Raw genomic sequence first — 26806 nt, forward strand, 5'->3', positions numbered from 1 at the left:
CTAGTCCAGGGGTTCAGACGCTGGTGACCACGCGTTTCGACCAGGCGCAAAATCAGCCTTCGACTTAGCATCCAGCGTCCGCTCCGGGTCGAGAGCCGCCCTTAACCTATGCCCCGAAACCCGACAGGGGCCGTCTGACCCGAAAGCGGGCGTGCCGAGCTCTGGACGGTGCGAAGAGCGGTCATTCCTGTGTTCTGCGACAGAGCGTGACATTCGCCCCTACTCTGCCGTTCAGAGCCGCTCCTGCATCGCCACCCGTCAATCCTCGACGTGAGGCGGGCAAGTCGGCACGGCGTCGTCTGATCGCTGCAGGCCGCCGATCACGACCTGGATCACAGGCTCGGGCCAGTGCTCAAAAGTCGCCATTCCCGGCGGCACTGTACAGACGGACGTTGCGACAGGACCGCGCGCCTGGCCGCCGACGTAACGCACGATCAGCCCGAAATACTTCAGCCCTTGACCCTGGCCGTTTTCCACCTTGAGGATTGAGCCGACGTCCTGGCGGGCGTGCAGGCCGAACCTTATCGTCCCGGCTGCCGCCCTGTTCAGTTGATCGCGTGACCCCTCCGCCGGGGGCAGAACGTCACGAACCTGGATCCGGTCGACGTCGACCAGGTCGTAGCTACCGTCCGCGTTCAGGCGCAGGGTCGCTCGCTCGCCGGTGGCAACGTTCAGCGTTCCTTGCACGTAGGCGGATTGCCGCCCCGCGAATTGCTGCGGCGTGGCGGGATGGGCAACCTGGGCGGTCGGAGCGCCCTGAGCCCGCTCAGCACCCGGGGCGCCGTAAGGTCGAGCCGCAGCGTCCAGCCGCAGGTCGCCCGCCTCCACGTCGGCAACGGCACCGGGGACCTCTCTCGCCAAGTCCTGACAGCGACGCTTCAGGCGCGGGTACATCTGGCGCAGGTGGCTGCGGGCTTGTGCGCGAGTCACGCCGGTCGCGTCCATCACAATGCCAACCTCGGCGCGCTCGAGATCGCGGCCCCGGTCGTAGGCGCTGCTACGCTGGACGGCGGTCCAGCCCGCAGCAGCAGAGCGGCGTTCAAAGGCGTCCGCGAGGCGCCGCCCCGCTTCGATATCGACAGCGTAATAGGGCTCGCACACGGCGAAGAGGGTGGAGAGGCGCCCGAGGCGTTCGCCCTCACCGGCCAGGCCATCGGTCGCCACAAGCTGGAGCGACAATGCGACGAGAGCTGCGGTAATCATCTCACCACCCTCTTTCACCTGATTGACCAGATCAAGGCCTCAGGTGTGGCGGGACACACAGGCCAAAGTTAAAGCCGCCCGGCCTCGCGCAGTTTGTCGATCATCCACACCCGCGCGGCGGGGATCGGCTTGTTCTGGGGGTGGAAGACGAACTGTTCGAGGAAATGACCGGTCAGGTCGAGCCCCTTGCCGACATCGCCCTCGCCCAGTCCCGCCTGCGCCCCCAGCATGAAAGGCGGCAGCGACAGGAGTTTGTCGGCATAGGGCTCACCGGCCTCGCGGCTGACGGCGCGCCCGGTGCGCGGGCTGACCCAGATCAGGTCGTCCATGGTCCCGGTGACGGCGCAGCGCGACAGGTCGAGGCCGAAGCCCAGATCCTCCAGCAGGCCCGCCTCGAAACGCACGAAGATGGCGGGCCAGACGTCCGAGAGGGCGAAGGCGCTCATCAGCGCCTCGAAGGCCAGGAAGGCACCGGGATGCGACTCTCGCTCAGGCATGGCACCCTGCGCGACCGACGCGGCCGCCGCCAGGCCGGTCAGCGCCAGGGGGTCGTCGAACAGGGCGCTGGGCCCCTCCCCCACCGGTTCCAGTCGCGCGGAGCCCAGATGATCGGACGTGCGGGCGCGATAGTCGGCCACGACGCGCGCTCCGGCCTGAAGAAAGGGCTTCATCCTGCGCGACGCCCCGCCCGCCACATAGGCGGCGCGGCGACCGTGCGTCTCGGTCAGCAATTCGACCACCACGCCGGTGTCGCCATGGGATCGCGCGGAGAGGACGAAGGCGTCGTCGGTGAAATCCATCAGCGCGGGGCGGTCGCAGCAGCGGCTTCGGCTTGGCGTTCGCTTGCGTTGGCCGCCCTGTCGAACCCGGCGTCAAGCTCGTCTATCGCCGCGTCCGCCTCGCCCTCCGCCGCTTGCTCGGCAGCGGCGGGTGCAGCGGCGCGGTAGGCCGCGATGACGCGCACGACCGGACCGGCCGTCTCGTTCGGCACGGCGAAGCTCAGCACATATTGCTCGATCTTCCAGCCGCCGTCGGTCAGGCGCAGCACGCCCGAGCCGCGCGTCTCGCCATAGCCGGTGTTGTGGAGCCTTTCCTCGAACCAGGCGACGCAGCGGCAGGCGATGTCGGCCACGGTGATCGTCCGCGCGTCCACCCCATAGGTCCAGCCCCGCCCACGCGAGAAATAGGGTTCGGCGTAGGCGCGGAACCGGGCCACAGTCCAGTGCTCGCTGGCGTCGGTGCCGATGTAACGGGCGTCCGGGGTGAACACGTTGAAATAGACGGCCCCGTCCGCCCCCGCGGCGCTGGCGTGCAGCGTGTCCAACACGGCGGCGATCTCCGCCTCCGGCGACGCGTCGGACGTAGGGGGAGGCGACGCGGGGGGCGCGGTCTGGGCGGCGAGGACCAAGGCGAGGATTGGGGCGATCATGGCGGCGACCCTAACCCCGGAACGCGAAAGAACAAAGAGGGACCGGACCTGGTAAGCCTCAGCGCGCCGCGGCGGTCGGGAACGGTCGTCCAAGGGCCGCGGCCATGCCCTGCTGCGACAACAGGAAGACCGCGTCGCGCTGGTGAAAATTGTTGGACAGGACAATGACGGTGACGTCGGCGTCCGGCTGATACGTCATCAGGTTGCGGAAGCCGGACCAGCTGCCGGTGTGATAGATCTGGCGGTCGTCGAAGGCGGGACTGACCTGGCGACCTATGCTGTTGACGAAGACACCGTAGCCCCAGTCGCGACGCGGGCGACCCCGCTCGGGCGGGGTGGTGGCGGGCGCGTGATCGCCGGTCATCCTGGCGTAACTCTTCCCGGACAGCAGGTCGCCGCCGTGCAGGGCGCGCTGCCAGACCAGCAGGTCGTCCAGCGTCGAATACAGGGCACCGGCGGCGAAGATGATGCTGACGTTGGCGTCCGGTTGGGGCGACGGTCCGGCGCCGCCGAGGTTGGCGTAGCCCATGACCACGTCGGATGCGCCGTCGTCATAACCGGTGTCGGTCATGCCGAGCGGCGTGAAGAAGGCCGTCTGGAGATAGTCCATCAGTGGCCGGCCGCTGGCCTGCGCGACCACGGCACCGAGCAGATTATAGCCCGCGTTGTTGTAGCGGACCTTGGTACCGGGCGGGAACTGAAGGCCGTATTTCGCTGATCCCCCTGTTAATTCATCCTCAGTCGCGGGCGTAACCCTGCGCAGGCCCCAGGCCGGGCGGGCCATCAGGTCGGGCACGCCCGAGCTATGCGACAGCAGGTGATGCAGTCGGATCGGCTCCCACGCCGCCGGACAGGGCTGGATCCATCGGCACAGCGGATCATCGACCGACAGCTTGCCTTCGTCCTGCAAGCGAAGGACGGCCGCAGCCGTGAACTGTTTGCTGACCGAGGCCAGGCGGAAACGGGAGTTCAGCGCCAGGGGTTCGCCACTGGAGCGGTCGGCGAGGCCGTGCACCCGGCGGAAGAGGACCTCGTCGCCGCGAGCGACCAGGATGCCGCCGGTGAACTGGCCGCGGCCACCCCAAAGGTCCAGCTGCGCTTTCAAACCCGGCAAGGTCTCGACCACCTCCACCGGTGGCCGGGGCGGCGGAACGGCCACGGTCGCGGGCGGCGTCGATGGCGTGGGACGAAGCGTCGTCCAAGAGGCCGCCCCGCCGCCGACGGCGATCAGGAGGATCAAGACTGCGAGAATGAGGCGCGGGTGATTGCCCGCGCGCCGGGGTACGTTGAACACGGCTCTAGACGTCGAAATTCAGCCCGAACTGGGCGTAGAGGGCGCGGGAGTCCTGCCATTTCGGGTCGACCTTGACCGTGATGAACAGGTGTACGGGGCGGTCCAGCAGCTCGGTCAGCTCCTCGCGCGACTTCTGACCGATCCATTTCAGCGTCTGGCCGCCCTTGCCCAGAACGATGGGCCGCTGGCTCTCGCGCTCGACGTAGATGGTCTGTTCGATACGGGCGGAGCCGTCGGCCTTGTCCTCGAAAGCCGTGGTCTCGACGGCCGCCGAATAGGGCAGTTCCTCGTGGACGCGCAGATAGACCTTCTCGCGCGTAATCTCGGCGGCCAGGACGCGCATGGGCACATCGGCCGACTGGTCCTCGGGATAGAGCCAGTGCCCGGCCGGCATCGCGTGCGCCAAACGCTGCTTCAGGTCGTCGACACCGTCGCCGCTCAGGGCGGAGATCATGTAGACCTCGGAATAGACGCCGGTTTCGAACATGGTGTGCGACAGGGCCAGAAGGGTGTCGCGGCGCATGCCGTCGATCTTGTTCAGGGCCAGGATGACCTGCTTGCCCGCAGCCTTCAGCGCGGCGATGATGGTCCCAGTGTCCTCGGCCGAGCGACGGTCGGCAGCCTGACCTTCCTTGCCCTCGGAGGCGATGTGGGACGCCGCGTCGATCAGATGCACCACCACGTCGGCGCCGTCCGCCCCGCCCCAGGCCGAGGCCACCATGGCGCGATCCAGGCGGCGGCGCGGGGTGAAGATTCCGGGCGTGTCGACCAGCACGATCTGGGCATCGCCCTCGATGGCGATGCCGCGCACGGGGAAACGGGTGGTCTGGACCTTCTGGGTGACGATCGAGACCTTGGTCCCGGTCAGGTGATTGACCAGTGTGGACTTGCCGGCGTTGGGCGCGCCGATGATGGCCGCGAAGCCTGCCCGCTGGTTTCCGATATTGGTCAAATCACGCCTTCACGCTGAAGCAGGCCGATGGCGGCCGCTTTCTCTGCGTCCTGACGCGAACGCCCCTGCGCGGTCAAGGGCGGATATCCGGCCACGCTGGCTTCGACGGTGAATGTCGGGGCGTGGTCGGAGCCGGTGCGTCGCAAGATCGCATAGGTCGGCAGGGATTTTCCCTGCCCCAGCGCCCATTCCTGCAGCGCGGATTTCGGATTGGCCGGCGAGCGCTTGGGCGGTGCCGACAGCTCGGCCGCCCAGGCCGTTTCAAACACCACGCGGGCGGCGTCGATGCCGCCGTCGAACCAGGCGGCGGCGAGTATGGCTTCCATCGCGTCGCCCAGAACGCCCTCGCGCCGGCGACCGCCCTGTTTCGCCTCGCCAGGTGAGAGGCGGAGCGCGGCGCCGACGTTCAATGCCTCGGCCACGCGAGCGCAGGTGGACTTGTCGACGAGGGCATGAAGCCGCGAGGACATTTCGCCTTCGTCAGCGTTCGGGAAGTCGAGCATCAGCCGATCGGCGACCAACAGGCCCAGCACCCGATCGCCCAGGAACTCCAGCCGCTGGTTGTCGGCGAAGGGGCGGCCGCGCGCGTCACGCTCGGCCCCCTCCCCCACGCTGGAATGCGTCAGGGCCAGTTCGAGCAGGCCGGGATCGCGGAAGACGTGGCCGAGACCGGCCACCAGCACCTGCACCGCCTCGGCCCGTCGATCACCCATCAGTTGAGGACGTTGAAGAACCGGCTAGGACGGATGTTGGCGAACCAGCTGACCGGATTCCACAGCGAGGCACCCGGCGTCCACGAGAACAGGATGATCTCGGCCTTGCCGATCAGGTTTTCGGCAGGGACCATGCCGACGCCGGCGGACTCATCGAAGCGGCTGTCGACCGAGTTGTCGCGATTGTCGCCCATCATGAAGTAGTGTCCCGCCGGCACCTCGAACACGTCGGTGTCGTCGGCGTTGTTGCCCGGGCCGAAGTCCTGAACGGTGAAGGATTTGCCTTCGGGCAGGGTCTCGCGGGCCTGGATGACCGGCATGCCGTACATGTTGGTCACATCCTGGGCGGTGACGGGCACGTCGGGAACGGCGGTTCCGTTGATATGCAGCACGTTGCCGATCATCTGGATCCGGTCGCCAGGCAGACCGATCAGACGCTTGATATAGTCTGTCTTGTCGTCACGCGGCAGCTTGAAGACGACGATGTCGCCGCGCTCCGGCGTCTTGTCGAACAGGCGACCCTCGAAGATCGGCGGGCTGAACGGGATGGCGTGTTTGGAATAGCCGTAGCTCCACTTCGACACGACGATGTAGTCGCCCTCTTTCAGGTTGGGCTCCATCGAGGCCGACGGGATGGTGAAGGGCTGGAACAGCAGAATCCGCAGCACCATGGCGATCAGAAGGGCGAAGAAGACGGTCTTGATGACCTCCCATCCCTCGTTGCCGCCGCCGGAAGATGCCCCGTTCTTGCGCTTGCCGCCGCGCGCAAGGATCGGCGTGGCAGCGAAGTCCTCCAAGGGCGCGTCGCCCTTTTCACTCCACACCGGGCTCTTGCCGGCGACCGATGCCGCAACGGCCGTGGGATGAGCATCGTTGCCGTCGGCGTCATGCGTCGCATGGTCCTCGGCAGCGTGCCCGTGCGCCGCGTGATCGTCATGGCCATGGGCGTCGTCATGGCCGTTGTCGTCTTGCGGCTTGTGCCCGTCGCTCATGGTTGCAGTATCCCCCAGCCGCTGACCGCAGTCTTGCGGCGAAAATCGGTATAACGTGATTAAGCCGTCGGCAAGGCTTCGATCACCACGAATGCCAAGGCATAGGGGTGCTCGTCGCTGAGCGTCAGAAATATCCGTGGTTCGTGACCGGGCGGTGTCAGCCTTAACAGGTGGTCCGCGGCGTGCCCGGTGAGGGCCATGGTCGGCTGCCCCGAGCGCTGATTCACCACCCCCATGTCGCGCCAGTAGACGTCGGCCCGCATGCCGGTGCCCAGCGCCTTGGCGCAGGCTTCCTTGGCGGCGAACCGCTTGGCGTAGCTCCACGCCGGGTCCGGCTTGCGGTCCGACCGTGTCCGCTCCAGCTCGGTGAAGCAGCGGGTCTTGAACCGCTCGCCGAAGCGATCGAGCGAACTCTGGATGCGACGAATGTCCGACAGGTCCGCGCCGACGCCGATGATCATGCGACCGCGTCCATCGCCGCGCGCATGCGGTGGATAGCAGAGGCCAGCCCGACGAAGACCGCCTCGCCGATCAGGAAATGGCCGATGTTGAGCTCGCACACCTCGGCGATGGCCAGCATGTGAGCGGCGGTCTGGTAGTCGAGCCCGTGGCCGGCATGGACTTCAAGACCCAGTTCGCCTGCACGCGCGGCGGCCTGTTCGAGACGTTCGAACTCGATTGCCCGCTCGTCGCCGTTCAGATGGCAGTAGCGGCCGGTGTGCAGTTCGACGATGTCCGCGCCGACCGCACTGGCCGCCTCGATCTGGTCCAGACTGGGTTCGATGAAGAGGGAGACGCGCACGCCGGCTCCGGTCAGGGCCTGGGCCAGGGGCGCGATGCGAGCCTCGTGCCCGGCCACAGCCAGCCCGCCTTCGGTCGTCACCTCCTCGCGCCGTTCGGGGACGATGCAGGCGGCGTGTGGACGATGGCGCAGGGCGATGGCCAGCATCTCGTCCGTCGCGGCCATTTCGAGATTGAGCGGACGTCCGACCTCGGCGCAGAGCAGGCTCAACGCGGCGATGTCGGGGTCGGTGATGTGCCGCCGGTCTTCGCGCAGATGGGCGGTGATGCCGTCCGCGCCTGCCGCCAGAGCCTCGCGCGCGGCGCGAAGAGGATCGGGATGCACCCCGCCGCGGGCGTTCCGCACCGTAGCCACGTGATCGATGTTGACGCCGAGCCTTACGCGATGGTTCATCCCGGACTCCGCATGCACCGGCGCGACGCCGACGCGTTGAAACAGATGGTCATGCCGCCGTCATAGCGAGCGTCGCCGTGGGAGCAAGGCCTCAGCCCCGCGCCCTTTCGACCGTGTCAACCGAAGGATTGGCCCGCAGCGCCGCCATTATGGTCGTGGCGTGGCGCGCGTCCTCGACCTCCATGTCGATGTCGACGTCGAAGAAGTCCTGCTGACGATGGCTCATGACCAGGTTCAGGATGTTCCCGCCCGCCTCACCGATCAGGGTCGCGACCTGTCCCAGGACGCCGGGCGCGTTCTTGATGGTGGCGCGGATACGGGCCGACGCGACCGTCCCCTGCTCCGCCTGCGGCGTCCATTGCAGGTCCTGCCAGACGGAATCGTCATCGCCGTAGTCGGCCAGACGCTGGCAGTCGATGGTGTGCACGGTCAGCCCGGCCTCGGGTTCGAGGATGCCGACGATGCGGTCTCCGGGCACCGGGCTGCAACAGTGGGCGAAATGGATGCTGACGCCCTGCGTCAGCCCGCCGCCGCGCACGAACAGACGGCCTTGTTCGTCGCCGATGCGCTTGCGGTCCGGGCCGGCCTTCAGACGACCCTTCAAGTCAGGGAACAGCGTCTCGCCGACCTTGGCGGCCGACAGGCGTCCGCGACCGATGGCCTCGAACAGGTCCTCGTCGCCGGCGAAGCCCAGCGTCTCTAGCACGGGCTTCAGCGTGACTTCGGCAGGGGTCTTGCCCGCGCGCGACAGGGTCTGCTCCAGCGTGCCGCGCCCCAGTTTCTGGAACTCGCCCCTCTCCGAGGTGCGGATGTGGCGACGAATGGCCGAGCGGGCGCGACCCGTGACGGTCAGCGAGCGCCAGTCGACGGGAATTTCACGTTTTGACCCGCGCACGATCTCAACCACGTCGCCGTTCTGAAGCTGGGTCCGCATCGGCTTGAGTTCGCCGTTGATCTTCACCCCCACCGCCGTGTCGCCGACCTCGGTGTGGACGGCATAGGCGAAGTCCAGCGCCATGCCGCCACGTGGCAGGGTGATCAGCGCGCCCTTGGGCGTGAAGACAAAGACCTGATCAAGGTACATCTCCAGCTTGGCGTGTTCGACCCAATCGTCGCCGCCCTCGCCGTGCTCGATCACCTGCACCAGATGGCGCAGGTTCTGCAGCGGGTCTCGCCCGCCGTCGCGCTCCATGGCCTCCTTGTCGAAGCCATAGCTCTTGTTCTTGTAGGCCCAGTGCGCGGCCACGCCATCCTCCGCCACGCGATCCATGGCTTCGGTGCGGATCTGCATCTCGATGCGCAGGCCGGACGGGCCGACGACCGTGGTGTGCAGCGAGCGGTAGTTGTTCGACTTGGGCGTCGAGATGAAGTCCTTGAACCGTTCGGGCACCATCGGCCAAGCGCGGTGTATGACGCCCAGGGCGCGGTAGCAGTCGTCCTCGGCCTCGACCAGCACGCGGAAGCCGTAGATGTCCGACAGGGACGAGAAGCCGACCGACTTGCGCTGCAATTTGCGCCAGATCGAATAAGGCGTCTTCTGGCGGCCGAAGACGTGGGCGTCGACGCCGGCTTCCTGCAACACGCGCTCGACCTCGCGCGACACGCCCTCGATGGCGCGACCATGCTCCAGCTTCAGGGCCTCGAGCCGCCGATCGATGGCGGTGCGGGCCGTGGGGTTCAGTTGCTCGAAGGCCAGTTCTTCCAGCTCGGACGCGATCGAATGGATGCCGATGGACCGGCCCAGCGGAGCATAGACTTCCAGCGTCTCGCGGCTGATACGCTCGCGCTTCTCCGGCTTGATGTATTTCAGCGTCCGCATGTTGTGCAGACGGTCGGCCAGCTTCACGAGCAGGACGCGCACGTCCTTGGAGATGGCGAGGATGAATTTCCGCAGGTTCTCGGCTTGGCGCGTGTGCTCGGCCTGAAGCTCCAGCCGTGACAGCTTGGTCACGCCCTCGACGAGGCCGGCGATCTCTTCGCCGAACATGCCCGCGATGTCCTCGCGCGTGGCCGAGGTGTCCTCGACCACGTCATGCAGCAGGGCCGTGATGATGGTGGCCGTGTCCAGCCGGTAGTCGGTCAGGATGCCCGCGACCTGGATCGGATGGGCGAAATAGGGGTCGCCCGAGGCCCGCATCTGCGAGCCGTGCATCTTCATCGCATAGACATAGGCCCGGTTCAGCAGGGCCTCGTCGGCGGTGGGGTCATAAGCCTTGACGGCCTCGACCAGCTCGAATTGGCGAAGCACCCGGGCCCTCGAAGGCGCGGGTGCTTCTGCCGCAGGGCGGCTGCCCTTGGGTTCGTTCAGATTCGCAGCTTTCAGAGGCGTCGCGGGCGGCGAGGTCCGCGCCGGAAGGATGGTGATACCGTTGGCGGGTTCAGCCGTCAGTACCGCTCCTCCTGCCCGCCGTCGCGGTCGCTCTGCAGCGCGCGAATCAGCTCGGCTTCCGCCATGTTCATGTGTTGCGGCTCAGCCAGAAGGGCGACGACCTCGGCCTCGTCCTCGGCTTCGGTACGCTCGTCGACGCGTTGCAGCGTGACGATGATGGCTTCTTCCAGCTCATCCGGAACGACGGTGTCGTCGGCCAGTTCACGCAGGGCCACGACGGGGTTCTTGTCATTATCGCGGTCGATGGTCAGGGCGGCGCCGTTGGCGATCGAGCGGGCGCGATGACCGGCCAGCAGAACCAGGCCAAAACGGTTCGGCACTTTTTCAATGCAGTCTTCGACGGTGACGCGGGCCATGAAATTCCTCGGGCGCGGGGGAGAGCCGCACAAAATAGAGTGTTGGGCTGAATTGTGCAACGCCGCATGGGCGGGAATGAGGCGTCCGACCGCCATGACTCCGGCGATCAGGCCGGATTGGCGTCCCTGCCGACCGGACTGGAGGTCGAAAGCGTCGCCGCCGTCCCGCCTTGCGGATGTTCCCACGCCGGTGCGATCTCCGCCAGCGGCCCCATGACGAACTTCCTTTCGTGCGCTCGCGGGTGCGGCAGGATCAGCCCTTCGATGTCGCCGGTCAGGCGGCCGTAGGCGATCAGGTCGAGATCCAGGGTGCGCGGGGCGTTCATGGCGTCGCGGCGACGGCCGAAGGCGTCCTCAATCCGGCCCAACGCCGCCATCAGACCGTGCGGATCGTGTTCCGTCCTGACGATGACCACCCCGTTCAGGAAGGGCGGATCGGACGGGTCGGGCCAAGCCTGCGAACGCCACCAGGACGACCGGCGGATCACGTCTATGCCTTCGGACCGGAACCGCGCCAGCGCCGCCTCCAGCGCCTCGCGGCAGTCGCGCCAGACCCCCTTGTCATTGCAGCCCAGCGCGACGATGACGGCGGAGTGCAGATCGACGGTGCCGTCCATTTCGACGGCGACCGGGACGTCCATATTCTCGGAGCCCTTTTTCATGACGCCTTATCCGACCGAGCGCATCGCCCTGTTCATCGACGGGGCCAATCTGTATTCCGCAGCCAAGGCTCTGAACGCCGATCTCGATTTCAAGAAGCTGGTCGAGAAATACCGCGCCGGGGCTGTTCTGGTTCGGGCGTATTATTACACGGCTGTGATCGAGGGCGAAGAGTTCTCGCCGATCAAGCCGCTGGTCGACTGGCTGGACTACAACGGCTTCACCGTGGTGACCAAGCCGGTCAAGCGGTTCACCGACGCCTTGGGCCACGTCCGGACCAAGGGAAACATGGACATTGAGATCGCGGTCGACATGCTGGAGTTCGCGCCGCACCTCGACCACGTCGTCCTGTTCTCGGGCGACGGAGATTTCCGACGACTGGTTCAGGCGGTGCAGGCCAAAGGCGTTCGCGTCACCGTGGTCTCGACCACCCGGACCCAGCCGCCCCAGATCGCCGACGAACTGAGACGTCAGGCCGACACCTTCGTCGAGCTGAGCGACCTGCTGCCAGAGATCGGGCGACCGAAGACCTCTCCGCCCACGCCGACCAGCCGGGTCTTCGAGCGGGACGATCGCGCGTGACGGCCTTCCCGCCCGAAGCGCCACGCGACTGCCCGCTGTGCCCGCGCCTCGTCGCCTATCGTGAGGAGAACCGGCGCCAGAACCCCGACTGGTGGAACGGGGCCGCGCCCAGTTTCGGCGACCCCAACGCCCGTCTGCTGATCGCGGGCCTGGCCCCCGGCAGGACCGGTGCCAATCGCACGGGACGGCCTTTCACCGGCGACGGTGCCGGCGTGCTTCTTTACCAGACCCTGATCAGGACAGGCTTCGCGCGCGGGGAATACCGGGCCGATCCGGACGACGGGCTCGAGTTGGTCGACTGCATGATCACCAATGCCGTGCGTTGCGCCCCGCCGCAGAACAAGCCCCTACCGGTCGAGGAGGCGACGTGCCGCCCCTTCCTGATCGCGCGCCTCGCCGCCCTGCCCCGGCTCAAGGTCATCGTCACCCTGGGCGACGTAGCGCGTCGGAACGTGTTGAAGGCGCTGGGTCTTCCGGGTTCGGCGGCCCCGCCCGGCCACGGCGTCGAGGCGGCGGTCGGCGGCTATGTCCTGCTGAACAGCTATCACTGCTCCAGGCTGAATACGAACACCGGCCGGCTGACGCCGGCCATGTTCGAAGCGGTGTTCCGGAGAGCCCGCGAAATTATCGACTCTTGATCGAACGACGGATTATGAACCGTGATGTGTGGCTCCCGCGCCACGCGAATCACACTTTACAGGGTGGAAGCTCGGCCTTCAGGAACACGTGCAAAAATCTTGCGTTTAACGGACAGCTTTGGAGGCTGTGATGCGCAGGGCGAACGGGGTCTTTTCATCCCAGGAACGGAAGATGGCGCTGTGGGCGCTGCTGATCGCAGGCATGATCGTGGCGCTGGGCCTGATCGTCCAGCAGTGGGCGCAACCCTCGCTCGGTCCCGGCGGCATCGACGCCTATACGACCGCGCCGTCGCCTGGCGTTCTGGACGCCCGGCCCATCGTCTGACGGCTTCGGGTCAGCCCCGGTCCTTCATCAGCCGCGCCTTGTCGCGTTGCCAGTCGCGCTGGGCCGTGGCCTCTCGCTTGTCGTGCAGCTTCTTGCCCTTGGCCAGGGCGATCTCGATCTTGGCCTTGCCCGCTTCGTTCAGATACAGCTTGACCGGAATGATGGTCTGGCCGTCGCGCTGGACCGCACCGATCAGCTTGTCGATCTGCTTGCGGTGGAGTAGCAGTTTCCGGTGCCGGCGCGGCTCGTGGTTGAAGCGGTTGGCCTGTTTGTAGGGCGGGATGTCGGCGTTCACGAGCACAATCTCGCGCCCCTCCACCGCCGCATAGCTCTCGGCGATATTGGCGCGGCCGGCGCGCAGGGCCTTGATCTCGGTGCCGAGCAGCATGATGCCGGCCTCAATGAAATCCTCGAGAAAATAGTCGAAGCGAGCCCGCCGGTTCTCGGCGATCACCTTCATCTTTGGAGAGGTCGACGCCATCAGCCGACGCCCGCCTCGGCCATGGCGCGTTCGATCGCCGGTTTGACGGCATCGGCGGTGGGAGCCAGCGGCAGACGCACCTCCTCGCTGCACAGCCCCAGCCGCGACAGGGCATATTTGGTCGGCGACGGCGAATTGTCGAGGAACAGGCCCTTGTGCAGGGCGATCAGCCGGTCCTGCCAGTCGCGGGCCGTGGCATAGTCTCCCGCGCTCGCCGCCTCGTGCATCGCCACCATGGCTTCGGGCGCGACATTGGACGTCACCGAGATCACGCCGACGCCGCCGTGGGAGTGATAGCCCAGATAGCTGGGGTCATCGCCCGAGATCAGGTCGAACTGGCCACCAGAAATATTGGCCCGCATCCAGCTGATCCGCGTCATGTCGCCGGTGGCGTCCTTGATGCCGACGATGTTGGGATGGGCCGCCAGCCGCGCCGTCGTCTCATTGGCCAGGTCCACGCCGGTGCGGCCGGGGACGTTGTACAGCAGCACGGGCAACTGGACCGCCTCGGCAATGGCCTCGAAATGCCGGGCCAACCCTTCCTGCGAGGGACGGTTGTAGTAGGGGGTCACCACCAGAGCCCCGTCGGCACCCACAGTCTTGGCGTCGCGCACCAGATCGATCGCCTTGTCCGTGGCGGAGGCCCCCGCCCCGGCGATCACGCGGATGCGGCCAGCGGCGGTCTGAACGCACAGATCGACGACCCGCTTGTGTTCGTCCGGATGCAACGACGCGCTCTCGCCTGTGGTACCCATCGGCACGACGCCGTGGACGCCGGCGGCGATCTGGCGTTCCAGCAGGGCGACAAAGGCGGCTTCGTCCACCTTTCCGTCACGAAGTGGTGTGATCAAGGCGGTGATCACGCCCTTGAACAATGGGGCGGTCATTGAGAGAGATGGTCCTGCGTGGAAATCGGGCGATCGTCGCCGGATGCAAGCGCAAGAGGGTAGGTTGCCGGTCGTCGGATCGCAACCACGACGAATGAGGATCGGACACGGCATGATCGCTATCAGCCTCGCGACCGCGCTGGCCCTTTTTGGTCCCGCGCCCGAAACCCTGCTGCCGAAGGAGGTCCTCTATGTCTCGGTTGCGGCAGCGGTCAGTAATCAGGCGCGCACGCTCAACGACCAGGACACCGCCCTCTTCCGCCAGGGACTGGCCGCCGCCAGGGCCCGGGACATCTCCGGGGCGCGCAACGCAGCCTCGCAGATCGGCGATCCCACCGCCCGCAAACTGGTCGAATGGGCTTTGCTGGACACGACGGCCGAACAACTGCCGTACAGCGATCTGGTCGCGGCCCAGACGGCCTTCGCCGGCTGGCCACGCGGCGACAGCCGGCGCCTTGCCGCCGAACGGGTGCTGGACCGCGCCTACGTCGGCCCTGATGCCGCCCTGGCCCTGTTCGCGCGCACGCCGCCGACGACGGTTCAGGGCGCGATCGCTCTCGCTGATGCGCTGGAGCAGCGCGGCCGTTCCGATGAGGCGCGACGCCTGATCGGCGACTGGTGGCGCACCCGATCCTTCGACGACGCCGCCCAGACCCGCATCCTGACCCGCTGGGGCTCCAGCCTGACGCAGGCCGATCACGAGGCGCGGCTGACGATGTTTCTACCCGGACCGCACGGGCCGGCGACGCGGGCCATGGTGCCGCTGGTTTCGTCCGACCGGCAGACCGTCGCCGGCGCCGCAATGGCGCTGCGCACCGCCTACAGTCCCGATGCCATCGTCGCCAACCTCAGTGCGTCGCATGCCCGCGATCCCGCCGTCGCGCTGGAGCGGGTCCGGATCCTGCGCTCGCAGAACCGGCAGTCCGAAGGCTTCGCCCTGCTGTCGGCCCTGCCCCCGGCGCCGTCACACATAGAGGGCCAGAACACCCTGTGGAGCGAGCGCCGCAACTATTTCCTCGACGCGCTGGAACGCCGCAATTGGCAGGCCGCCTATGATTCCATGGCGGGCCACGGCTTCCCGTCGGGCGAGCGCAAGGTCGACGCGGAGTTCTTCGCCGGCTGGACCGCGCTGGTCAAGCTGAACGATCCTGTCCGCGCCGCAGGATATTTTGAAACCCTGCGCCAGGCCTCGTCGACCCCGATCACCCAGGGTCGCGCGTTGTACTGGCTGGGCCGCGTCGCCGAGGCCCAGGGCAATACGCCCGCGGCCGTTGACTTTTACCGGGCCGGTTCCCGGCACATCCAGACCTTTTACGGTCAACTGGCCGCCGAGAAGACCGGGATGACCACCCTGACCCTGCCGGCCGATCCAGCCCCGAGTTCCGCCGAACGCGCGGCGTTCGAGAGCAATGAGGTCGTCCGCGCCATGCGCATCCTCGGCGAAACCGGCGAGACCAGCCTGTTCCGCGTCTTCGCCTTTCAGCTCGACGACGACCTGCCCGGCGCGTCCGAACTGGCGCTGCTGATGGATTTGTCGCGCGCCTATGGCGAAGGTTTCACCGCCATGATGGTCGGCCGGGCGGCCAGCCAGCGCGGCTATCTGATGCCCGAGCGCCAGTACCCGATCCGCATGCCCCCGACGGTCGCAGGTGCCGCGCCGCTGGAGTTTACCCTGGCCATCACGCGCCAGGAATCCAGCTTCGATCCGCGTGCGCGCTCCCACGCCAACGCTCGCGGCCTGATGCAATTCCTGCCCGCCACCGGCCGCAGTGTCGCCCGCCAACTAGGCCTGCCCTATTCGGACGAGCGCCTCTACGACGGCGACTTCAACATGACGCTGGGCAGCTTTCATCTCGGCGATCTGACGCGCAATTTCGGCGGCTCCATGCTGCTGACCACGATCGGCTACAACGCCGGTCCGGCGCGACCGCCGCAATGGATCGCCCGCTGCGGCGAGCCACGAGCCGGAACCGTGGATCCCATCGATTTCATCGAATGCGCGCCCTTCACCGAGACTCGCAACTACATGATGCGAGTGATGGAAAACCTGCAGGTTTATCGTGCCCGGCTGAACGGTGGATCCGCGCCTCTGACCCTGTCCGAGGATTTGCGTCGCGGCGTTCCGCACGGGTCCGGCCCGCGGCCCTATAGCTATGCGCCGGGTGAAGCCGGCCTGACCACGCCGCCGGCCGCCCCCTCGGAATAGCGCCCGGACGCCAGCAATGGCCCATCGGGGCCGTCGACCCAGCGTGCCGACAGACTGAACACGCGCGCCAGCAGCTCTGGCGTCAGGGCCGCCATGGGCGCGGCGTCGGCGACCACGCGGCCGCCGTCCAGCGCCACGACCCGGTCCGCGAAGCGCGCCGCAAGGCCGAGGTCGTGCAGGCTGACCAGGATCGCCTGCCCCTCTCCCGCCCGTTTCGCCAGGGCGTGGAGCACCAGTAGTTGGGCGTCGGGGTCCAGCCCGGCGATGGGCTCGTCGAGCATCAGGGCTTCCGCCCCCGTCGACAGGACGCGGGCCAGCAGGACGCGGGCTCGCTCTCCGCCCGACATCTCCGCGACGCCGCGATCCGCCAAATGCGCCGCCTCGACGTCCGCGAGCGCGGCTCGCGCGCGGATCAGGGCGTCGTCGCGACCCCCGAGAGGAATACCCAGCGCCGCCACCTCGAGCGCGGGCATGTTCCAGGCGATGCGCCGTTCCTGGGGCAGGTAGGCCACGCGGCTTGCGCGGACTTCGGCCGTAAGGGAACAAACGTCGTCGGCCCCCAGCCGCGCTTGGCCGCTGGTCAGCGGAAGCAATCCCGCCAATGCCCTGATCGCGCTCGACTTGCCCGCGCCGTTCGGTCCGACCAGCGCGACCAGCTCGCCGGCGGCGACAGACAGGCTCACCCCGTCCAGAACGGTCCGCCCGCCCAGTCGCGCCGTGGCGTGGATGAGTTGCAGCGCGCTCACAATCGCCACTCCCTCGCCGCGCGCCAGGCGATGATCGCGAACAGCGGCGCGCCGACCAAGGCCGTGAAGACGCCCAGTTTGAGTTCCTGATCGGTCGGGGTCATCCGCGCCAGAAGGTCGGCGACCACCAGTATCAGCCCGCCCGCCAGCGCCGAGGGCAGCAGAACGCGCCCCGGATCGCCTCGCACCGTCGCGCGCACCAGGTGTGGCGCCGCGAGACCCACGAAACCGATGACCCCCGCCACGGCGACCGCCGCGCCCGTAGCGAGCGCCGCCGCGAGAAGGGCCAGCAGGCGCAAGCGGGCCATCGGCAAGCCGGACGTCCGCGCGGTCTCCTCGCCGAGGCTGAGCATGCGCAGGCCGGGCGCCGCAAACGCCGCCAATGCACCGGCGACCACAACCGTCGGCGCGACCCATGCGACGTCGATCCAGCTGCGATTCTGCACCGATCCCAGCAGCCAGCTGATCACCTCGGCGGTGGCGATGGGCGACGGGGACAGGTTGAAGATCAGCGCCGTGGCCGCCCCGGCGAAGCTGGAGACGGCGACCCCGAACAGGATCAGCGCCTCCGGCGAGCGCACCCGCGCCGAGAACAGCACCAGCAATCCTCCCGCCAGCGCCGCGCCGAACATGGCCGCGACCTCGACAGCGCCCGGCGTCGCCGCCGCTCCACCGACGATGGCGAGCGCGGCGCCCAGGGCGGCTACGGCCGAGACGCCGAGGACCGCCGGATCGGCCAATGGATTTCGCAGCAGGCCCTGCATCACCGCGCCCGACAGGCCCAGAGCCGCGCCGACCGTCAGGGCGGTGACCACGCGCGGTGCCCGCACCTGCCACAGGACCTCGGCCGGTCCGGACCCCGGCTCGGTGAAAGCCTGGACCAATTGACCTGCATCGAACAGGCTCTCACCGAACAGTGTGCCCAGCGCCAGGGCCGCCCCGATCAGCAGCGCGAGGACGACGATCAATCGTGACCCACGCCCGCTCACGATCCCGCCTTCAGCATCGCGGCGGCATTGGCGGCGAACCAGGCCGGGCAGGTCAGGGCGGCGGCGGGCAGCCGCCCCGCGACCCGCCCGTCGGCGGCTTTTCTCACCACAGGATGACGGCCAGGCCCGCGCCAGTCGGCCCTGATCTGATCAAAGAAGCCCAATACAAAGCGCGACGGCGGCGACAGGGCGACGCGCTCCACGCTGACCGGGGCGAAGCCCGGGGCGATCGTCAGATTGATGTAGCCGGCTGCGGTCAGGATCGCGTCGATCAGCGTGCCCTTGCCCGCCGTGAATCCTCCCGCGGTCAGATACAGGGCCGACCGCCTGACCGGCGAACGCGGACGGGCCTCCGCCAGACGCGCGTCCATGGCGTCGATCAGCATCCGGCCCCGATCGTTCTCGCCCAGCGGCTCCGCCACCGAGCGAATGTTGCCGCGAATCCCGTCCATGGTCTGGGCGTCGGCGATTGTGACGACACGAACGCCGCGGGCCTCGAGCGCGGCCAGCAAGCGCGGCTCGCCGCCCCAATAGCGCACCACCACATCGGGTCGAAACGTCAATGCGGCCTCTAGCGTGGGCCTGATCCTCCGATGTCCCCACGCCTCGGCGCGCAACCAGGAGTCCGGATCGTCGGCGCGCGGCGACAGGGCCAGCGTCGCGTCAGGGGCGAGGGCCAGCGCGTACTGGTCGCCGCACTGATCCAGCGACATGACCCGCAGCGGCCGCGCTTCGGCGACGCCCGCCGACGCCAGCATAGCCCCGGTCGCGAGCAAGGCGGCGCGACGCAGGCTCAAGGCTTCATCAGACCCGTGAAAAGGGCGTCGGGCAGGGCGTCGAGCAGGGTATCCCGCTCCACCCAGTCAAAATAGGGCTTGGTGATCACCAGCGAGACGATGCCGTGCGCGCCCGCCCACAGGGCCTGGGCCGTCACCCTCGATTCCCGGCGAAGCCGCCCTTCGTTAGCCGCCGTCTCGACCACGCTCTCGAAAGACCGGAACAGCTCATACCCGAGTTCGCTCGCGGCGGACTGGGCGCCTTCGCGCAGCTCGGCGGGACGGGTCATATAGGCGAGGCGGTAGGCGTTGGGGTTGTCGAAGCCGAAATCGATATAGGCCTTCAGCATCAGACGCAGACGCATTTCCGCCCCGTCGGTTCCAACGGGAATGGCCTCATTGGCCTCCAGCAGAGACTCGAAGGCCCGACGACAGATCTCGTGCAGGATTTCGCCCTTGTCGGCGAAATGCATATAGAGCGCCGTCGACGACAGGCCGACCTCGTCGGCGATCTTTCGGATCGTCGCGCCCTCATAGCCGTGCTCGACGAAAATGCGCTCGGCGACCGCGAGAATCTCGGCCCGCCGGGCGTGACCCTCGCCCTTGGGCTTACGTTGCGAGCGGGGGTTGAGGGCGGGGACGGTCAAGCGGTCTGAACTCCGGGGTCCTGCCCTTGAATAGCGCCATTCCCACCGCGCCGCCAACCGCTTGCCCGCTCTCAACCTAAGCGGTAATCGTTTTGCATGGAGAAGGCCGAGCCGCCAACGCCGTTTCATCGACCGTCGACGGCCGCGCGTCAGGGGCCGCGGGCTTGTGACAGCGCGGTGCAGCGTGGCCTCTCGACCCTGCAAGCCACGGTCGTCGCCGTAGCGGTCATGGTTTTCGGAACTATCGCAGGGTTGCGCCCGGAGGTGATCGTCCCTGCGCTCGAAGTCGGGGCCGCGGCCGCGTTCCTGTTCGTGGCGTGTTGGCGAATTCTCCTGACCCTGCTGAGCCTGCGCGTGGCCTCCCCTTCGCCGACCCTGCCGGCGGCCCGATTGCCCCGCTATACCGTGGTGGCCGCGCTGCATGACGAGGCCGAGGTGGTCGGCCAGTTGATCGCCCGCCTGGGCCGGATCGACTACCCGCCGGATCGGCTCCAGGGCTTTCTGGTGCTGGAGGCGCACGATCTCGAGACGATCGCACAGGCCCGGCACGCGCCCCGACCGCCATGGCTGGACATCCTCATTGCGCCCGCGGGCCTGCCCCAGACCAAGCCGCGCGCCCTGAACGTCGCCCTCGGCCACGCCACGGGTGAGCTGTTGACGGTCTACGACGCCGAAGATGATCCAGACCCTGGACAGTTGCGCGAGGCCGCCGCACGGTTCGCGGCCGACCGTGGAGGACGACTGGCCTGCCTGCAGGCTCCCCTGCGGATCCGCCGCCGTTTCCAGTGCCCCGAGCCCTCGCCGTTTCTCGATCGTCAGTTCGCGCTGGAATACGCCAGCCTGTTCGAAACGGTCTTGCCCGGACTGGCACGGCTGGGCCTGCCCTTCCCCTTGGGCGGGACCAGTAATCATTTCCGCGTCGACGTCCTGCGGGCGCTCGGGGGTTGGGACGCATGGAACGTGACGGAAGACGCTGATCTGGGATTCCGGCTGTGGCGCGACGGTTGGAGACTGGGCGTCCTCGCTCGCCCGACCTGGGAGACGCCGCCGGGCGGTCTGAACGCCTGGTTGCCCCAGCGCGCGCGCTGGCTGAAGGGCTATATGCAAACCTTCGGCGTCCATACCCGCAAGCCATGGCGATTGGGATTCAGAGGGGCGTTCGCCCTGCTCATGACGGTGGGCGCGGGCCTGGCCTCAGCGGCCTTACACGGACCTTCGCTGGCCTGGTTCGCGGCGGCCTTGCTGGTGACCGCCGTGGCGGGCCTGCCGCCCGCGACATCTCCGATGGCTTTGGGCGTGCTGTTCTTCGGCGCGGTCTCGGCTTGGGTGTCATGTGGCGTCGGCGCCAGGCGAGCGGGCATCCGCTTCAGCGTCGCCGACATGATCGCGGCGCCGGCCTACTGGTCGCTGCTCAGTCTCGCCTTCGTCCACGCGGCCTGGCGTCTGGCGCGTGAGCCCTTCGTCTGGGACAAGACCCGGCATCGGCGCGACGCGCCGGATATGGGCAGCGCCGGGATAACGCCGCTCCGCGCTTACCACGCCGCGCTGGACGAAGACGCCCTGCCCGGCCTATCAGCGCCCCATGCCGCCGCGCCTGAACACGTCGCCTGAAACGCTCCTGACCAAGGGGTGGGAAGACTACGCCCTGCTGGACTCCGGTGGAGGGCGCAAGCTGGAGCGCTATGGGCGGTTCACGGTCGTGCGTCCGGAGCCGCAGTGCTTCTGGTCACCGCGCGATCCGTCCGCCTTCGACGCGGCCGACGCCGTCTTCGACCCGACCGACGAGGACGAAAGCGGCCGCTGGCGTTTCGCCGGTAACCCGATCGATACCTTCCCCCTGGCCTGGCGAGACGCGTGCTTTACCGGCCGCTTCACGCCCTTCCGGCACCTGGCCTTCTTCCCGGAACAGGCGGCGAACTGGGAGTGGTTGGACGAGCGCATACGACGGTGGACGCGCTCAACTGCCCCAAGGGGCGATAGCGGGACGAAACCCGCGCCGAAAATTCTGAACCTGTTCGGCTACACCGGCGTCGCCTCGCTGGCCTGCGCGGCGGCCGGGGCGGAGGTCACGCACGTGGACGCTTCGAAGAAGTCGGTCGCCTGGGCGCGCGAGAACGCCGCGCATTCGGGCCTTGCCGACCATCCGATCCGCTGGATCGTCGAAGACGCGCGCAAATACGTCGCCCGCGAGGTTCGGCGCGGTTCGAAATACGACGGCATCATTCTCGATCCGCCGAAATACGGTCGTGGGCCGGCGGGCGAGGTCTGGCGTCTGTTCGAGGACATGCCGGGACTGTTGAAGGACTGCGCCGCCCTGCTGTCCGATAACGCCTCCTTCCTGCTCCTGAACGCCTATGCCGCCCGGGTGTCCGGCCTGTCGCTGGCGCACGCCATGGCCGAAGCGACAGCGGATCGCGGCGGCGTCATCGACTGGGGCGAACTGGCCCTGTCCGAAGCGGGCGCCGATGGGCGGTCCATCGGTCTCAGCTTCTTCGCGCGGTGGTCGGCGTGAGCGCCCCGGCCCAGGACCGCCTGATCACCTCGCTGACCAATGACACGGTCAAGGCCGTGCGCGCCCTGCACATGCGCAAGGCGCGCGAGGCGACCGGGCGGTTCCTGGCCGAGGGGCTGAAATTCATCGGCGAGGCGCTGGATCAGGACCGCGCGCCGCGACTGCTGCTGGTCGGAGAGGACGCGCGACCGCATCCCATCCTCGACCGCGCCCGCGAGGCGACCTGCGCGGCGGGCGGCGAGGTGGTGATCGTCACCCACACCATCCTCGAAAAGATCAGCCGCCGCGACAATCCGCAGACCGTGCTGGGCGTGTTCGATCAGGTCTATACGCCGTTATCGGCGATCCAGCCGGGCTCGGCTCGGGCCTGGGTGGCGCTGGAGCAGGTGCGCGATCCGGGCAATCTGGGCACTATCATCCGCACGGCGGATTCTGCAGGCTGCGGCGGGGTCATCCTGATCGGCGACTGTGTGGACCCCTTTTCGGTCGAGGCGGTGCGCGCGACGATGGGATCGGTCTTCGCTGTGGCCATCGCCCGGACCAGCCCGGCGGAGTTTCTGGCCTGGCGCCAGACCTGGCCAGGCAGCGTCATCGGCACCCGGCTGGACGCCGCCTCCGGTTATCGCGACGCCTCAATCCAGCACCCGGCCCTGATCCTGATGGGCAATGAACAGGCCGGACTGACCGACGCCCTGGCCGAGGCCTGTGACGTCAACGTCAAGATCCCCATGCGCGGTCGCGCCGACAGCCTGAACCTGGCCGTGGCGACGGGGATCATGGTCTATGCGGTGACCGACGCGGCCTAGAAACTGCGCCCGTCCACCTGGGTCGCCGTCCGGCTGAACGGTTCGATGTCAGACGTCACGCATCCTCCAGCAGAACCACGCCCGGAGCCGACTTCAACGCGCCTCTCAGCGCGCCGTCCAGCCGATAGCGGCCGGGCAATCTGATCTCCACCTCGCGCCGGCCGTCGAGCGTGGCGACGAGCGAGACTTCCCCTCCCTTCCCGTCGGCCTTGGCGCGGTCGAGGCGGGAGCGGAGGGCCTCGGCGTCGGTCGTGCGGCCGGAGACATGGATCCGCAGTCCCATGGCACCGTCATCGATCAGCGTGTCGAGCCGGGAGGCGTCGTCGCCGAAGAAGCGCACCTCGCCGTCGGCCGACTTGGCGCGGACCCGCACCACGACCGAGGCCCCGACCTCCAGCACTTCGCGGCATTTGCGCAGTTGTTCCGGCGGGAACAGGCATTCGAACTCGCCGGTCGGGTCCGAGAAGGTGACGAAGGCGAATTTCTCGCCCGACTTGGCGCTGGCGCGTTCCTGACGGCGGCGGACGACACCGGCCATCAGGAAGGCCTCGTGGCCGCTTTCGGCCAGGGCCGTGGCCTCGGCGACGAAGGTGACGCGCTTGCGCTTCAGCGCCGGAGCCATGTCCTCCAGCGGGTGGCCGGACAGGTAGAAGCCGACGGCGGCCAGTTCCTGATCCAGCTTTTCCGGACCCAGCCACGGCTCGACCGGCTTCAGCCGCGGCCGCGCGGCGGCGGCCTGATCGCCGCCGAACAGCGACACCTGCGACGAGGCGCGCTCGGCGGCGACGCTCTGGCAATAGGCCATCAGGGTGTCAGCCTGTTCGAACAGCTGTCGTCGGTTGGAATGGAAACTGTCGAAGGCCCCGGCGCGGGCGAGGTTTTCCAGCGCCCGCTTGTTGACGCTGCGCGGGTCGACCCGCTCGAGGAAGTCGAAGATGTCGGTGAACCGCCCGCCGGTCTCGCGCGTCTCGACCAGATGTTTCATCGCCTCGAGCCCGACGTTGCGGATCGCGCCCAGGGCATAGAGGACCGCCCCGACGCCGTCGTCATAGGCCACATCGAAATCGGCCGAAGAGCGGTTCACGTCCGGCGCCTTGATCGGCACTTCGAAGCGACGACAATCTTGATAGAAGACAGCCAGTTTGTCGGTGTTGCTGAGATCGAGCGACATGGGCGCGGCCATGAATTCGACCGGATGGGTCGCCTTCAGCCAGCCGGTCTGGAAGCTGATCAGGGCATAGGCGGCGGCGTGGGATTTGTTGAAGCCATAGCCCGCGAATTTAGCCACCAGATCGAAGATGCCGCCCGACTGCTCCCCGGAAACGCCTTTCGCGGACGCGCCCGCGATGAACCGCGCCCGCTGTTCGTCCATCTCCTCCTGCTTCTTCTTGCCCATGGCGCGACGCAGAAGGTCAGCCTCGCCCAGCGAGTAGCCGGCCAGAACCTGGGCGATCTTCATCACCTGTTCCTGGTAGATGATGACGCCGTAGGTCTCGGTCAGCACCTCGACCAGCGACGGGTGCAGACAGTTCACCGCCTGCCGCCCGAACTTGCGGTCGATATAGGTGTCGATCATCTCCATCGGCCCGGGCCGATAGAGCGAGATCAGGGCGGTGATTTCCTCGATGGAGCCGCAGCGCATCTTGCGCAGGGTGTCGCGCATGCCCTGGGATTCCAGCTGGAACACCCCGACGGTCTGGCCCGAGGCCATCAGCTCATAGGTCTTAGGATCGTCCAGCGGCAGACCGTTCCAGTCGGGCGCGACGCCGCGCCGCTCCAGATAGACTCTGGCCCGGTCCAGCATCGTCAGGGTCTTCAGGCCGAGGAAGTCGAACTTGACCAGCCCGGCGGCCTCGACCCATTTCATGTTGAACTGGCTGGCCGGAATGGTCGAACGCTGGTCCTGGTACAGCGGCACCAATTCGGTCAGTGGCCGGTCGCCGATGACGATGCCGGCGGCGTGGGTCGAGGCGTTGCGGTACAGTCCCTCAAGCTCCAGCGCCGTCTCCAGCAGGGTGGCGACGGATTTTTCGTTGTCGCGGGCCTCGCGCAGGCGCGGCTCCAGATCGATGGCCTGGGCCAAGGTCACCGGATTGGCGGGGTTAGCCGGCACCATCTTGGCCAGCCGATCCACCTGACCCAGCGGCATCTGCAGCACCCGGCCGACGTCGCGCAGCACGGCCCGCGCCTGAAGCGTGCCGAAGGTGATGATCTGGGCGACGCGGTCCTTGCCGTAGCGTTCCTGCACGTAGTCGATGACCTCTTCCCGCCGCTCCTGACAGAAATCGATGTCGAAGTCGGGCATGGAGACCCGCTCGGGGTTCAGGAACCGCTCGAACAGCAGGCCGAACCGCAAGGGATCCAGGTCGGTGATGGTCAGGGCCCAGGCGACCAGCGACCCGGCTCCAGACCCCCGCCCCGGTCCCACGGAAATACCGTGGGTCTTGGCCCATTTGATGAAATCCGACACGATCAGGAAATAGCCGGGAAAGCCCATCTGCTGGATGATGCCGACCTCCCATTCGAGGCGGGTCCAGTAGTCGGCTTCCGGCGCGGCGGGCGTCACCTGCGCCAGGCGCGCCTTCAGCCCCTCGCGAGCCTGATGCATCAACTCGTCGGGCTCGGATCGCCCGGCCCCGGCCTCGAAGCGCGGCAGGATGGGCTCGCGGGTCGGCACCATGAAGGCGCAGCGGCGGGCTAAGTCGACGGCATTGTCGCAGGCCTCGGGCAGGTCAGCGAACAGCGCGCGCATGGCGGCGGACGTCTTGAACCAGTGCTCGCCGGTGATGCGGCGGCGGTCTTGCTGGCCGATAAAAGCCCCGTCGGCGATGCACAGCAAGGCGTCGTGCGATTTGGCCTGGGCCGCCTTGGCGTAATGGACGTCGTTGGTGGCGACCAGCGGGACGTCGTGGGCATAGGCCCAGTCGACCAGCCCGCCCTCGGCGTGACCCTCGTCGGGCAGGCCATGGCGCTGAAGCTCGACGTAGAAGCGGTCGCCGAAGACCCGGGTCATTTCCGTCAGGGCCACGGCGGCCTCATCCGGACGGGACTGGACGAACAGCGGATCGACCGGGCCGTCGGGGCCGCCCGACAGCAGGATCAGCCCCTCGGAGCGTTCCGCCACCATGGACCAAGGCACGCTGGGCTCGTCCATCGAGCCGGCGTCGAGGAAGGCGGAGGACGACAGGGCGCTGAGATTCAGCCAGCCGGTCTCGTTCTGGACAAGCAGAACCACGGTCGGGACCTTGGCCCAGCGCTCGTTAATCTTGCCGCCGATGCCGGTGACGGGGATGGCGCAGGCGACGATCGGCTGCACGCCCGCCTCGCGCGCCGCCTGGCTGAACTCCAGCGCGCCGAACAGATTGGCCCGGTCGGCGACGCCCACGGCCGGCATGCCCGCATCGGCGGCCAGAATCGGCACCTTGCCCGCCTTGATCGCGCCTTCCAGCAGCGAATAGGCCGACCGGACGCGGAGGTGGACGAAGCCTTGGCTGTTCTGCGGGTCGGTCAACCGGGGTTCCTCGCGCGCTCCATCGGGACGGGAGGCGACCTGTTCTATCCCCCGCCCGCGATTCGCTGGACAGCGCCCCGCCTGCGTTTGGCGGGGATGAGCGGATTATGGCGTGGACAACTCCCCGTCCGGCGACCTCAGGCTCCTGCCGTCATCAGCGCCGCCTGCCAAACCATCCAGACGAAGCCGCCACACGAGGCCAACGACAATCCATCCCGAACCAGACGCGCCATGATCTTTCCCCAGATTGCGTGTTCCGGATATGTTCTATGTTGCGGCTTTGTTCCAAGTCAAGCCCCTCAATTTCGGCTTGCTGAAGCCAGCGGTGTTGTAAGGTGTCGGAAGACGCCGCCCACGCCCGCCCTCCTGGCGGCAGGCGTCGCAGGAGAACGGTCATGGCCAAGGGTCAAGTCAAGAGCAACAAGGAAACCCGCAAACCCAAGGCAGAGAAGCCCAAGCCGTCCGTGTCGGCGGGAAGCTCGCCGTTCACGACCCCGCCCGGAAAGAAGTAGGCCTC

27 protein-coding genes are annotated in these 26806 nt (G+C 67.7%); 8 read left to right on the forward strand and 19 right to left on the reverse strand.

The annotated features are described in order from the left end of the window. Window positions 1-258: 258 nt before the first annotated feature. The 12 genes from ACESMO_RS06810 to folK form a co-directional block, all read right to left on the reverse strand. The gene (locus ACESMO_RS06810; RefSeq protein ID WP_372707410.1) at window positions 259-1203 is read right to left on the reverse strand and encodes a hypothetical protein; all 945 of its coding nucleotides are present in this window, start codon (window positions 1201-1203) and stop codon (window positions 259-261) included. A 68-nt stretch (window positions 1204-1271) separates the two neighbouring features. Beyond that, window positions 1272-2003, reverse strand: coding sequence for a DNA repair protein RecO (recO, locus tag ACESMO_RS06815; protein WP_372707411.1), 732 nt, complete (start codon window positions 2001-2003; stop codon window positions 1272-1274). Then, entirely contained in the window at window positions 2003-2632 is a 630-nt protein-coding gene (locus tag ACESMO_RS06820) for a nuclear transport factor 2 family protein (RefSeq protein WP_372707412.1), read from the reverse strand. Before ACESMO_RS06820 ends, recO begins: the two co-directional genes overlap by 1 nt. Before the next feature lie 58 nt (window positions 2633-2690). After that, entirely contained in the window at window positions 2691-3926 is a 1236-nt protein-coding gene (locus ACESMO_RS06825) for a serine hydrolase domain-containing protein (protein ID WP_372707413.1), read from the reverse strand. Window positions 3927-3930: 4 nt separating this feature from the next. Then, entirely contained in the window at window positions 3931-4878 is a 948-nt protein-coding gene (era, locus tag ACESMO_RS06830) for a GTPase Era (RefSeq protein WP_372707414.1), read from the reverse strand. Beyond that, on the reverse strand, window positions 4875-5591 hold the full coding sequence (rnc, locus tag ACESMO_RS06835; RefSeq protein ID WP_372707415.1) for a ribonuclease III: 717 nt from the start codon (window positions 5589-5591) through the stop codon (window positions 4875-4877). The genes era and rnc overlap by 4 nt, the downstream gene beginning before the upstream one ends. Then, on the reverse strand, window positions 5591-6583 hold the full coding sequence (gene lepB, locus ACESMO_RS06840; protein ID WP_372707416.1) for a signal peptidase I: 993 nt from the start codon (window positions 6581-6583) through the stop codon (window positions 5591-5593). The genes rnc and lepB overlap by 1 nt, the downstream gene beginning before the upstream one ends. A 59-nt stretch (window positions 6584-6642) precedes the next feature. Continuing rightward, complete coding sequence (gene acpS / locus ACESMO_RS06845; RefSeq protein WP_372707417.1) at window positions 6643-7044, reverse strand: holo-ACP synthase; 402 nt, start codon at window positions 7042-7044, stop codon at window positions 6643-6645. Then, window positions 7041-7778 carry a pyridoxine 5'-phosphate synthase gene (locus ACESMO_RS06850; RefSeq protein WP_372707418.1) on the reverse strand — a complete coding sequence of 246 codons (738 nt, stop codon included), beginning with the start codon at window positions 7776-7778 and terminating at the stop codon, window positions 7041-7043. Before ACESMO_RS06850 ends, acpS begins: the two co-directional genes overlap by 4 nt. A gap of 91 nt (window positions 7779-7869) precedes the next feature. After that, window positions 7870-9936: a bifunctional (p)ppGpp synthetase/guanosine-3',5'-bis(diphosphate) 3'-pyrophosphohydrolase gene (locus ACESMO_RS06855; protein ID WP_372707468.1), complete on the reverse strand. Its 2067-nt coding sequence runs from the start codon at window positions 9934-9936 to the stop codon at window positions 7870-7872. Window positions 9937-10163: 227 nt separating this feature from the next. After that, window positions 10164-10523, reverse strand: coding sequence for a DNA-directed RNA polymerase subunit omega (gene rpoZ, locus ACESMO_RS06860; protein ID WP_372707469.1), 360 nt, complete (start codon window positions 10521-10523; stop codon window positions 10164-10166). A 107-nt stretch (window positions 10524-10630) separates the two neighbouring features. Then, window positions 10631-11185, reverse strand: a complete 555-nt coding sequence (gene folK, locus ACESMO_RS06865) for a 2-amino-4-hydroxy-6-hydroxymethyldihydropteridine diphosphokinase (protein ID WP_372707419.1) — start codon at window positions 11183-11185, stop codon at window positions 10631-10633. Between folK and ACESMO_RS06870 the strand changes: the two genes are divergently transcribed. From ACESMO_RS06870 to ACESMO_RS06880, 3 genes are all read left to right on the forward strand, one after another. After that, entirely contained in the window at window positions 11184-11765 is a 582-nt protein-coding gene (locus ACESMO_RS06870; RefSeq protein WP_372707420.1) for an NYN domain-containing protein, read from the forward strand. The two genes, folK and ACESMO_RS06870, sit on opposite strands and share 2 nt — an antisense overlap. After that, window positions 11762-12403, forward strand: a complete 642-nt coding sequence (locus ACESMO_RS06875; protein ID WP_372707421.1) for a uracil-DNA glycosylase — start codon at window positions 11762-11764, stop codon at window positions 12401-12403. The genes ACESMO_RS06870 and ACESMO_RS06875 overlap by 4 nt, the downstream gene beginning before the upstream one ends. A gap of 172 nt (window positions 12404-12575) precedes the next feature. Beyond that, on the forward strand, window positions 12576-12728 hold the full coding sequence (locus tag ACESMO_RS06880) for a hypothetical protein (RefSeq protein WP_372707422.1): 153 nt from the start codon (window positions 12576-12578) through the stop codon (window positions 12726-12728). A 10-nt stretch (window positions 12729-12738) separates the two neighbouring features. On the opposite strand, the gene smpB is transcribed toward ACESMO_RS06880, so the two are convergent. After that, complete coding sequence (smpB, locus tag ACESMO_RS06885) at window positions 12739-13209, reverse strand: SsrA-binding protein SmpB (protein ID WP_372707423.1); 471 nt, start codon at window positions 13207-13209, stop codon at window positions 12739-12741. Then, complete coding sequence (dapA, locus tag ACESMO_RS06890; protein WP_372707424.1) at window positions 13209-14096, reverse strand: 4-hydroxy-tetrahydrodipicolinate synthase; 888 nt, start codon at window positions 14094-14096, stop codon at window positions 13209-13211. The genes smpB and dapA overlap by 1 nt, the downstream gene beginning before the upstream one ends. 112 nt (window positions 14097-14208) lie before the next feature. Here dapA and ACESMO_RS06895 point away from each other — a divergent pair, with 112 nt between their 5' ends. Continuing rightward, entirely contained in the window at window positions 14209-16302 is a 2094-nt protein-coding gene (locus ACESMO_RS06895; protein WP_372707425.1) for a transglycosylase SLT domain-containing protein, read from the forward strand. Here the strand turns inward: ACESMO_RS06895 and ACESMO_RS06900 are convergent. From ACESMO_RS06900 to ACESMO_RS06915, 4 genes are read right to left on the reverse strand one after another with little or no spacing between them, the layout of a single operon-like run. Continuing rightward, complete coding sequence (locus ACESMO_RS06900; RefSeq protein ID WP_372707426.1) at window positions 16248-17048, reverse strand: ABC transporter ATP-binding protein; 801 nt, start codon at window positions 17046-17048, stop codon at window positions 16248-16250. The two genes, ACESMO_RS06895 and ACESMO_RS06900, sit on opposite strands and share 55 nt — an antisense overlap. Further along, on the reverse strand, window positions 17045-18037 hold the full coding sequence (locus tag ACESMO_RS06905; protein ID WP_372707427.1) for a FecCD family ABC transporter permease: 993 nt from the start codon (window positions 18035-18037) through the stop codon (window positions 17045-17047). Before ACESMO_RS06905 ends, ACESMO_RS06900 begins: the two co-directional genes overlap by 4 nt. Continuing rightward, window positions 18034-18834: an ABC transporter substrate-binding protein gene (locus ACESMO_RS06910; protein ID WP_372707428.1), complete on the reverse strand. Its 801-nt coding sequence runs from the start codon at window positions 18832-18834 to the stop codon at window positions 18034-18036. The genes ACESMO_RS06905 and ACESMO_RS06910 overlap by 4 nt, the downstream gene beginning before the upstream one ends. Continuing rightward, window positions 18831-19460 (reverse strand): TetR/AcrR family transcriptional regulator, encoded by a 630-nt coding sequence (locus ACESMO_RS06915; RefSeq protein ID WP_372707429.1) that lies wholly within the window; start codon window positions 19458-19460, stop codon window positions 18831-18833. The genes ACESMO_RS06910 and ACESMO_RS06915 overlap by 4 nt, the downstream gene beginning before the upstream one ends. A 177-nt stretch (window positions 19461-19637) precedes the next feature. Here ACESMO_RS06915 and ACESMO_RS06920 point away from each other — a divergent pair, with 177 nt between their 5' ends. From ACESMO_RS06920 to ACESMO_RS06930, 3 genes are read left to right on the forward strand one after another with little or no spacing between them, the layout of a single operon-like run. Continuing rightward, window positions 19638-21071, forward strand: a complete 1434-nt coding sequence (locus ACESMO_RS06920) for a glycosyltransferase family 2 protein (protein ID WP_372707430.1) — start codon at window positions 19638-19640, stop codon at window positions 21069-21071. Beyond that, on the forward strand, window positions 21043-21972 hold the full coding sequence (locus ACESMO_RS06925) for a class I SAM-dependent methyltransferase (RefSeq protein ID WP_372707431.1): 930 nt from the start codon (window positions 21043-21045) through the stop codon (window positions 21970-21972). Before ACESMO_RS06920 ends, ACESMO_RS06925 begins: the two co-directional genes overlap by 29 nt. Further along, window positions 21969-22778 carry a TrmH family RNA methyltransferase gene (locus tag ACESMO_RS06930; RefSeq protein WP_372707432.1) on the forward strand — a complete coding sequence of 270 codons (810 nt, stop codon included), beginning with the start codon at window positions 21969-21971 and terminating at the stop codon, window positions 22776-22778. Before ACESMO_RS06925 ends, ACESMO_RS06930 begins: the two co-directional genes overlap by 4 nt. 55 nt (window positions 22779-22833) lie before the next feature. Here ACESMO_RS06930 and dnaE read toward each other — a convergent pair whose 3' ends face one another. Continuing rightward, window positions 22834-26289 carry a DNA polymerase III subunit alpha gene (gene dnaE, locus ACESMO_RS06935; protein WP_372707433.1) on the reverse strand — a complete coding sequence of 1152 codons (3456 nt, stop codon included), beginning with the start codon at window positions 26287-26289 and terminating at the stop codon, window positions 22834-22836. 395 nt (window positions 26290-26684) lie between these two features. Between dnaE and ACESMO_RS06940 the strand changes: the two genes are divergently transcribed. Next, window positions 26685-26801, forward strand: a complete 117-nt coding sequence (locus tag ACESMO_RS06940) for a hypothetical protein (RefSeq protein ID WP_372707434.1) — start codon at window positions 26685-26687, stop codon at window positions 26799-26801. Window positions 26802-26806 lie beyond the last annotated feature (5 nt).

This window comes from Brevundimonas sp. (assembly GCF_041688735.1).
Lineage (GTDB): Bacteria > Pseudomonadota > Alphaproteobacteria > Caulobacterales > Caulobacteraceae > Brevundimonas.

Excerpts from the sequence above, each read along its gene's own strand:
- ACESMO_RS06810 (WP_372707410.1), bottom strand. The coding sequence starts at position 1,203 with ATGATTACCGCAGCTCTCGTCGCATTGTCGCTCCAGCTTGTGGCGACC.
- recO (WP_372707411.1), bottom strand. The coding sequence starts at position 2,003 with ATGGATTTCACCGACGACGCCTTCGTCCTCTCCGCGCGATCCCATGGC.
- ACESMO_RS06820 (WP_372707412.1), bottom strand. The coding sequence starts at position 2,632 with ATGATCGCCCCAATCCTCGCCTTGGTCCTCGCCGCCCAGACCGCGCCC.
- rnc (WP_372707415.1), bottom strand. The coding sequence starts at position 5,591 with ATGGGTGATCGACGGGCCGAGGCGGTGCAGGTGCTGGTGGCCGGTCTC.
- lepB (WP_372707416.1), bottom strand. The coding sequence starts at position 6,583 with ATGAGCGACGGGCACAAGCCGCAAGACGACAACGGCCATGACGACGCC.
- acpS (WP_372707417.1), bottom strand. The coding sequence starts at position 7,044 with ATGATCATCGGCGTCGGCGCGGACCTGTCGGACATTCGTCGCATCCAG.
- ACESMO_RS06850 (WP_372707418.1), bottom strand. The coding sequence starts at position 7,778 with ATGAACCATCGCGTAAGGCTCGGCGTCAACATCGATCACGTGGCTACG.
- ACESMO_RS06855 (WP_372707468.1), bottom strand. The coding sequence starts at position 9,936 with ATGAAGATGCACGGCTCGCAGATGCGGGCCTCGGGCGACCCCTATTTC.
- rpoZ (WP_372707469.1), bottom strand. The coding sequence starts at position 10,523 with ATGGCCCGCGTCACCGTCGAAGACTGCATTGAAAAAGTGCCGAACCGT.
- ACESMO_RS06870 (WP_372707420.1), top strand. The coding sequence starts at position 11,184 with ATGACGCCTTATCCGACCGAGCGCATCGCCCTGTTCATCGACGGGGCC.
- folK (WP_372707419.1), bottom strand. The coding sequence starts at position 11,185 with ATGAAAAAGGGCTCCGAGAATATGGACGTCCCGGTCGCCGTCGAAATG.
- ACESMO_RS06880 (WP_372707422.1), top strand. The coding sequence starts at position 12,576 with ATGGCGCTGTGGGCGCTGCTGATCGCAGGCATGATCGTGGCGCTGGGC.
- smpB (WP_372707423.1), bottom strand. The coding sequence starts at position 13,209 with ATGGCGTCGACCTCTCCAAAGATGAAGGTGATCGCCGAGAACCGGCGG.
- dapA (WP_372707424.1), bottom strand. The coding sequence starts at position 14,096 with ATGACCGCCCCATTGTTCAAGGGCGTGATCACCGCCTTGATCACACCA.
- ACESMO_RS06895 (WP_372707425.1), top strand. The coding sequence starts at position 14,209 with ATGATCGCTATCAGCCTCGCGACCGCGCTGGCCCTTTTTGGTCCCGCG.
- ACESMO_RS06925 (WP_372707431.1), top strand. The coding sequence starts at position 21,043 with ATGCCGCCGCGCCTGAACACGTCGCCTGAAACGCTCCTGACCAAGGGG.
- ACESMO_RS06940 (WP_372707434.1), top strand. The coding sequence starts at position 26,685 with ATGGCCAAGGGTCAAGTCAAGAGCAACAAGGAAACCCGCAAACCCAAG.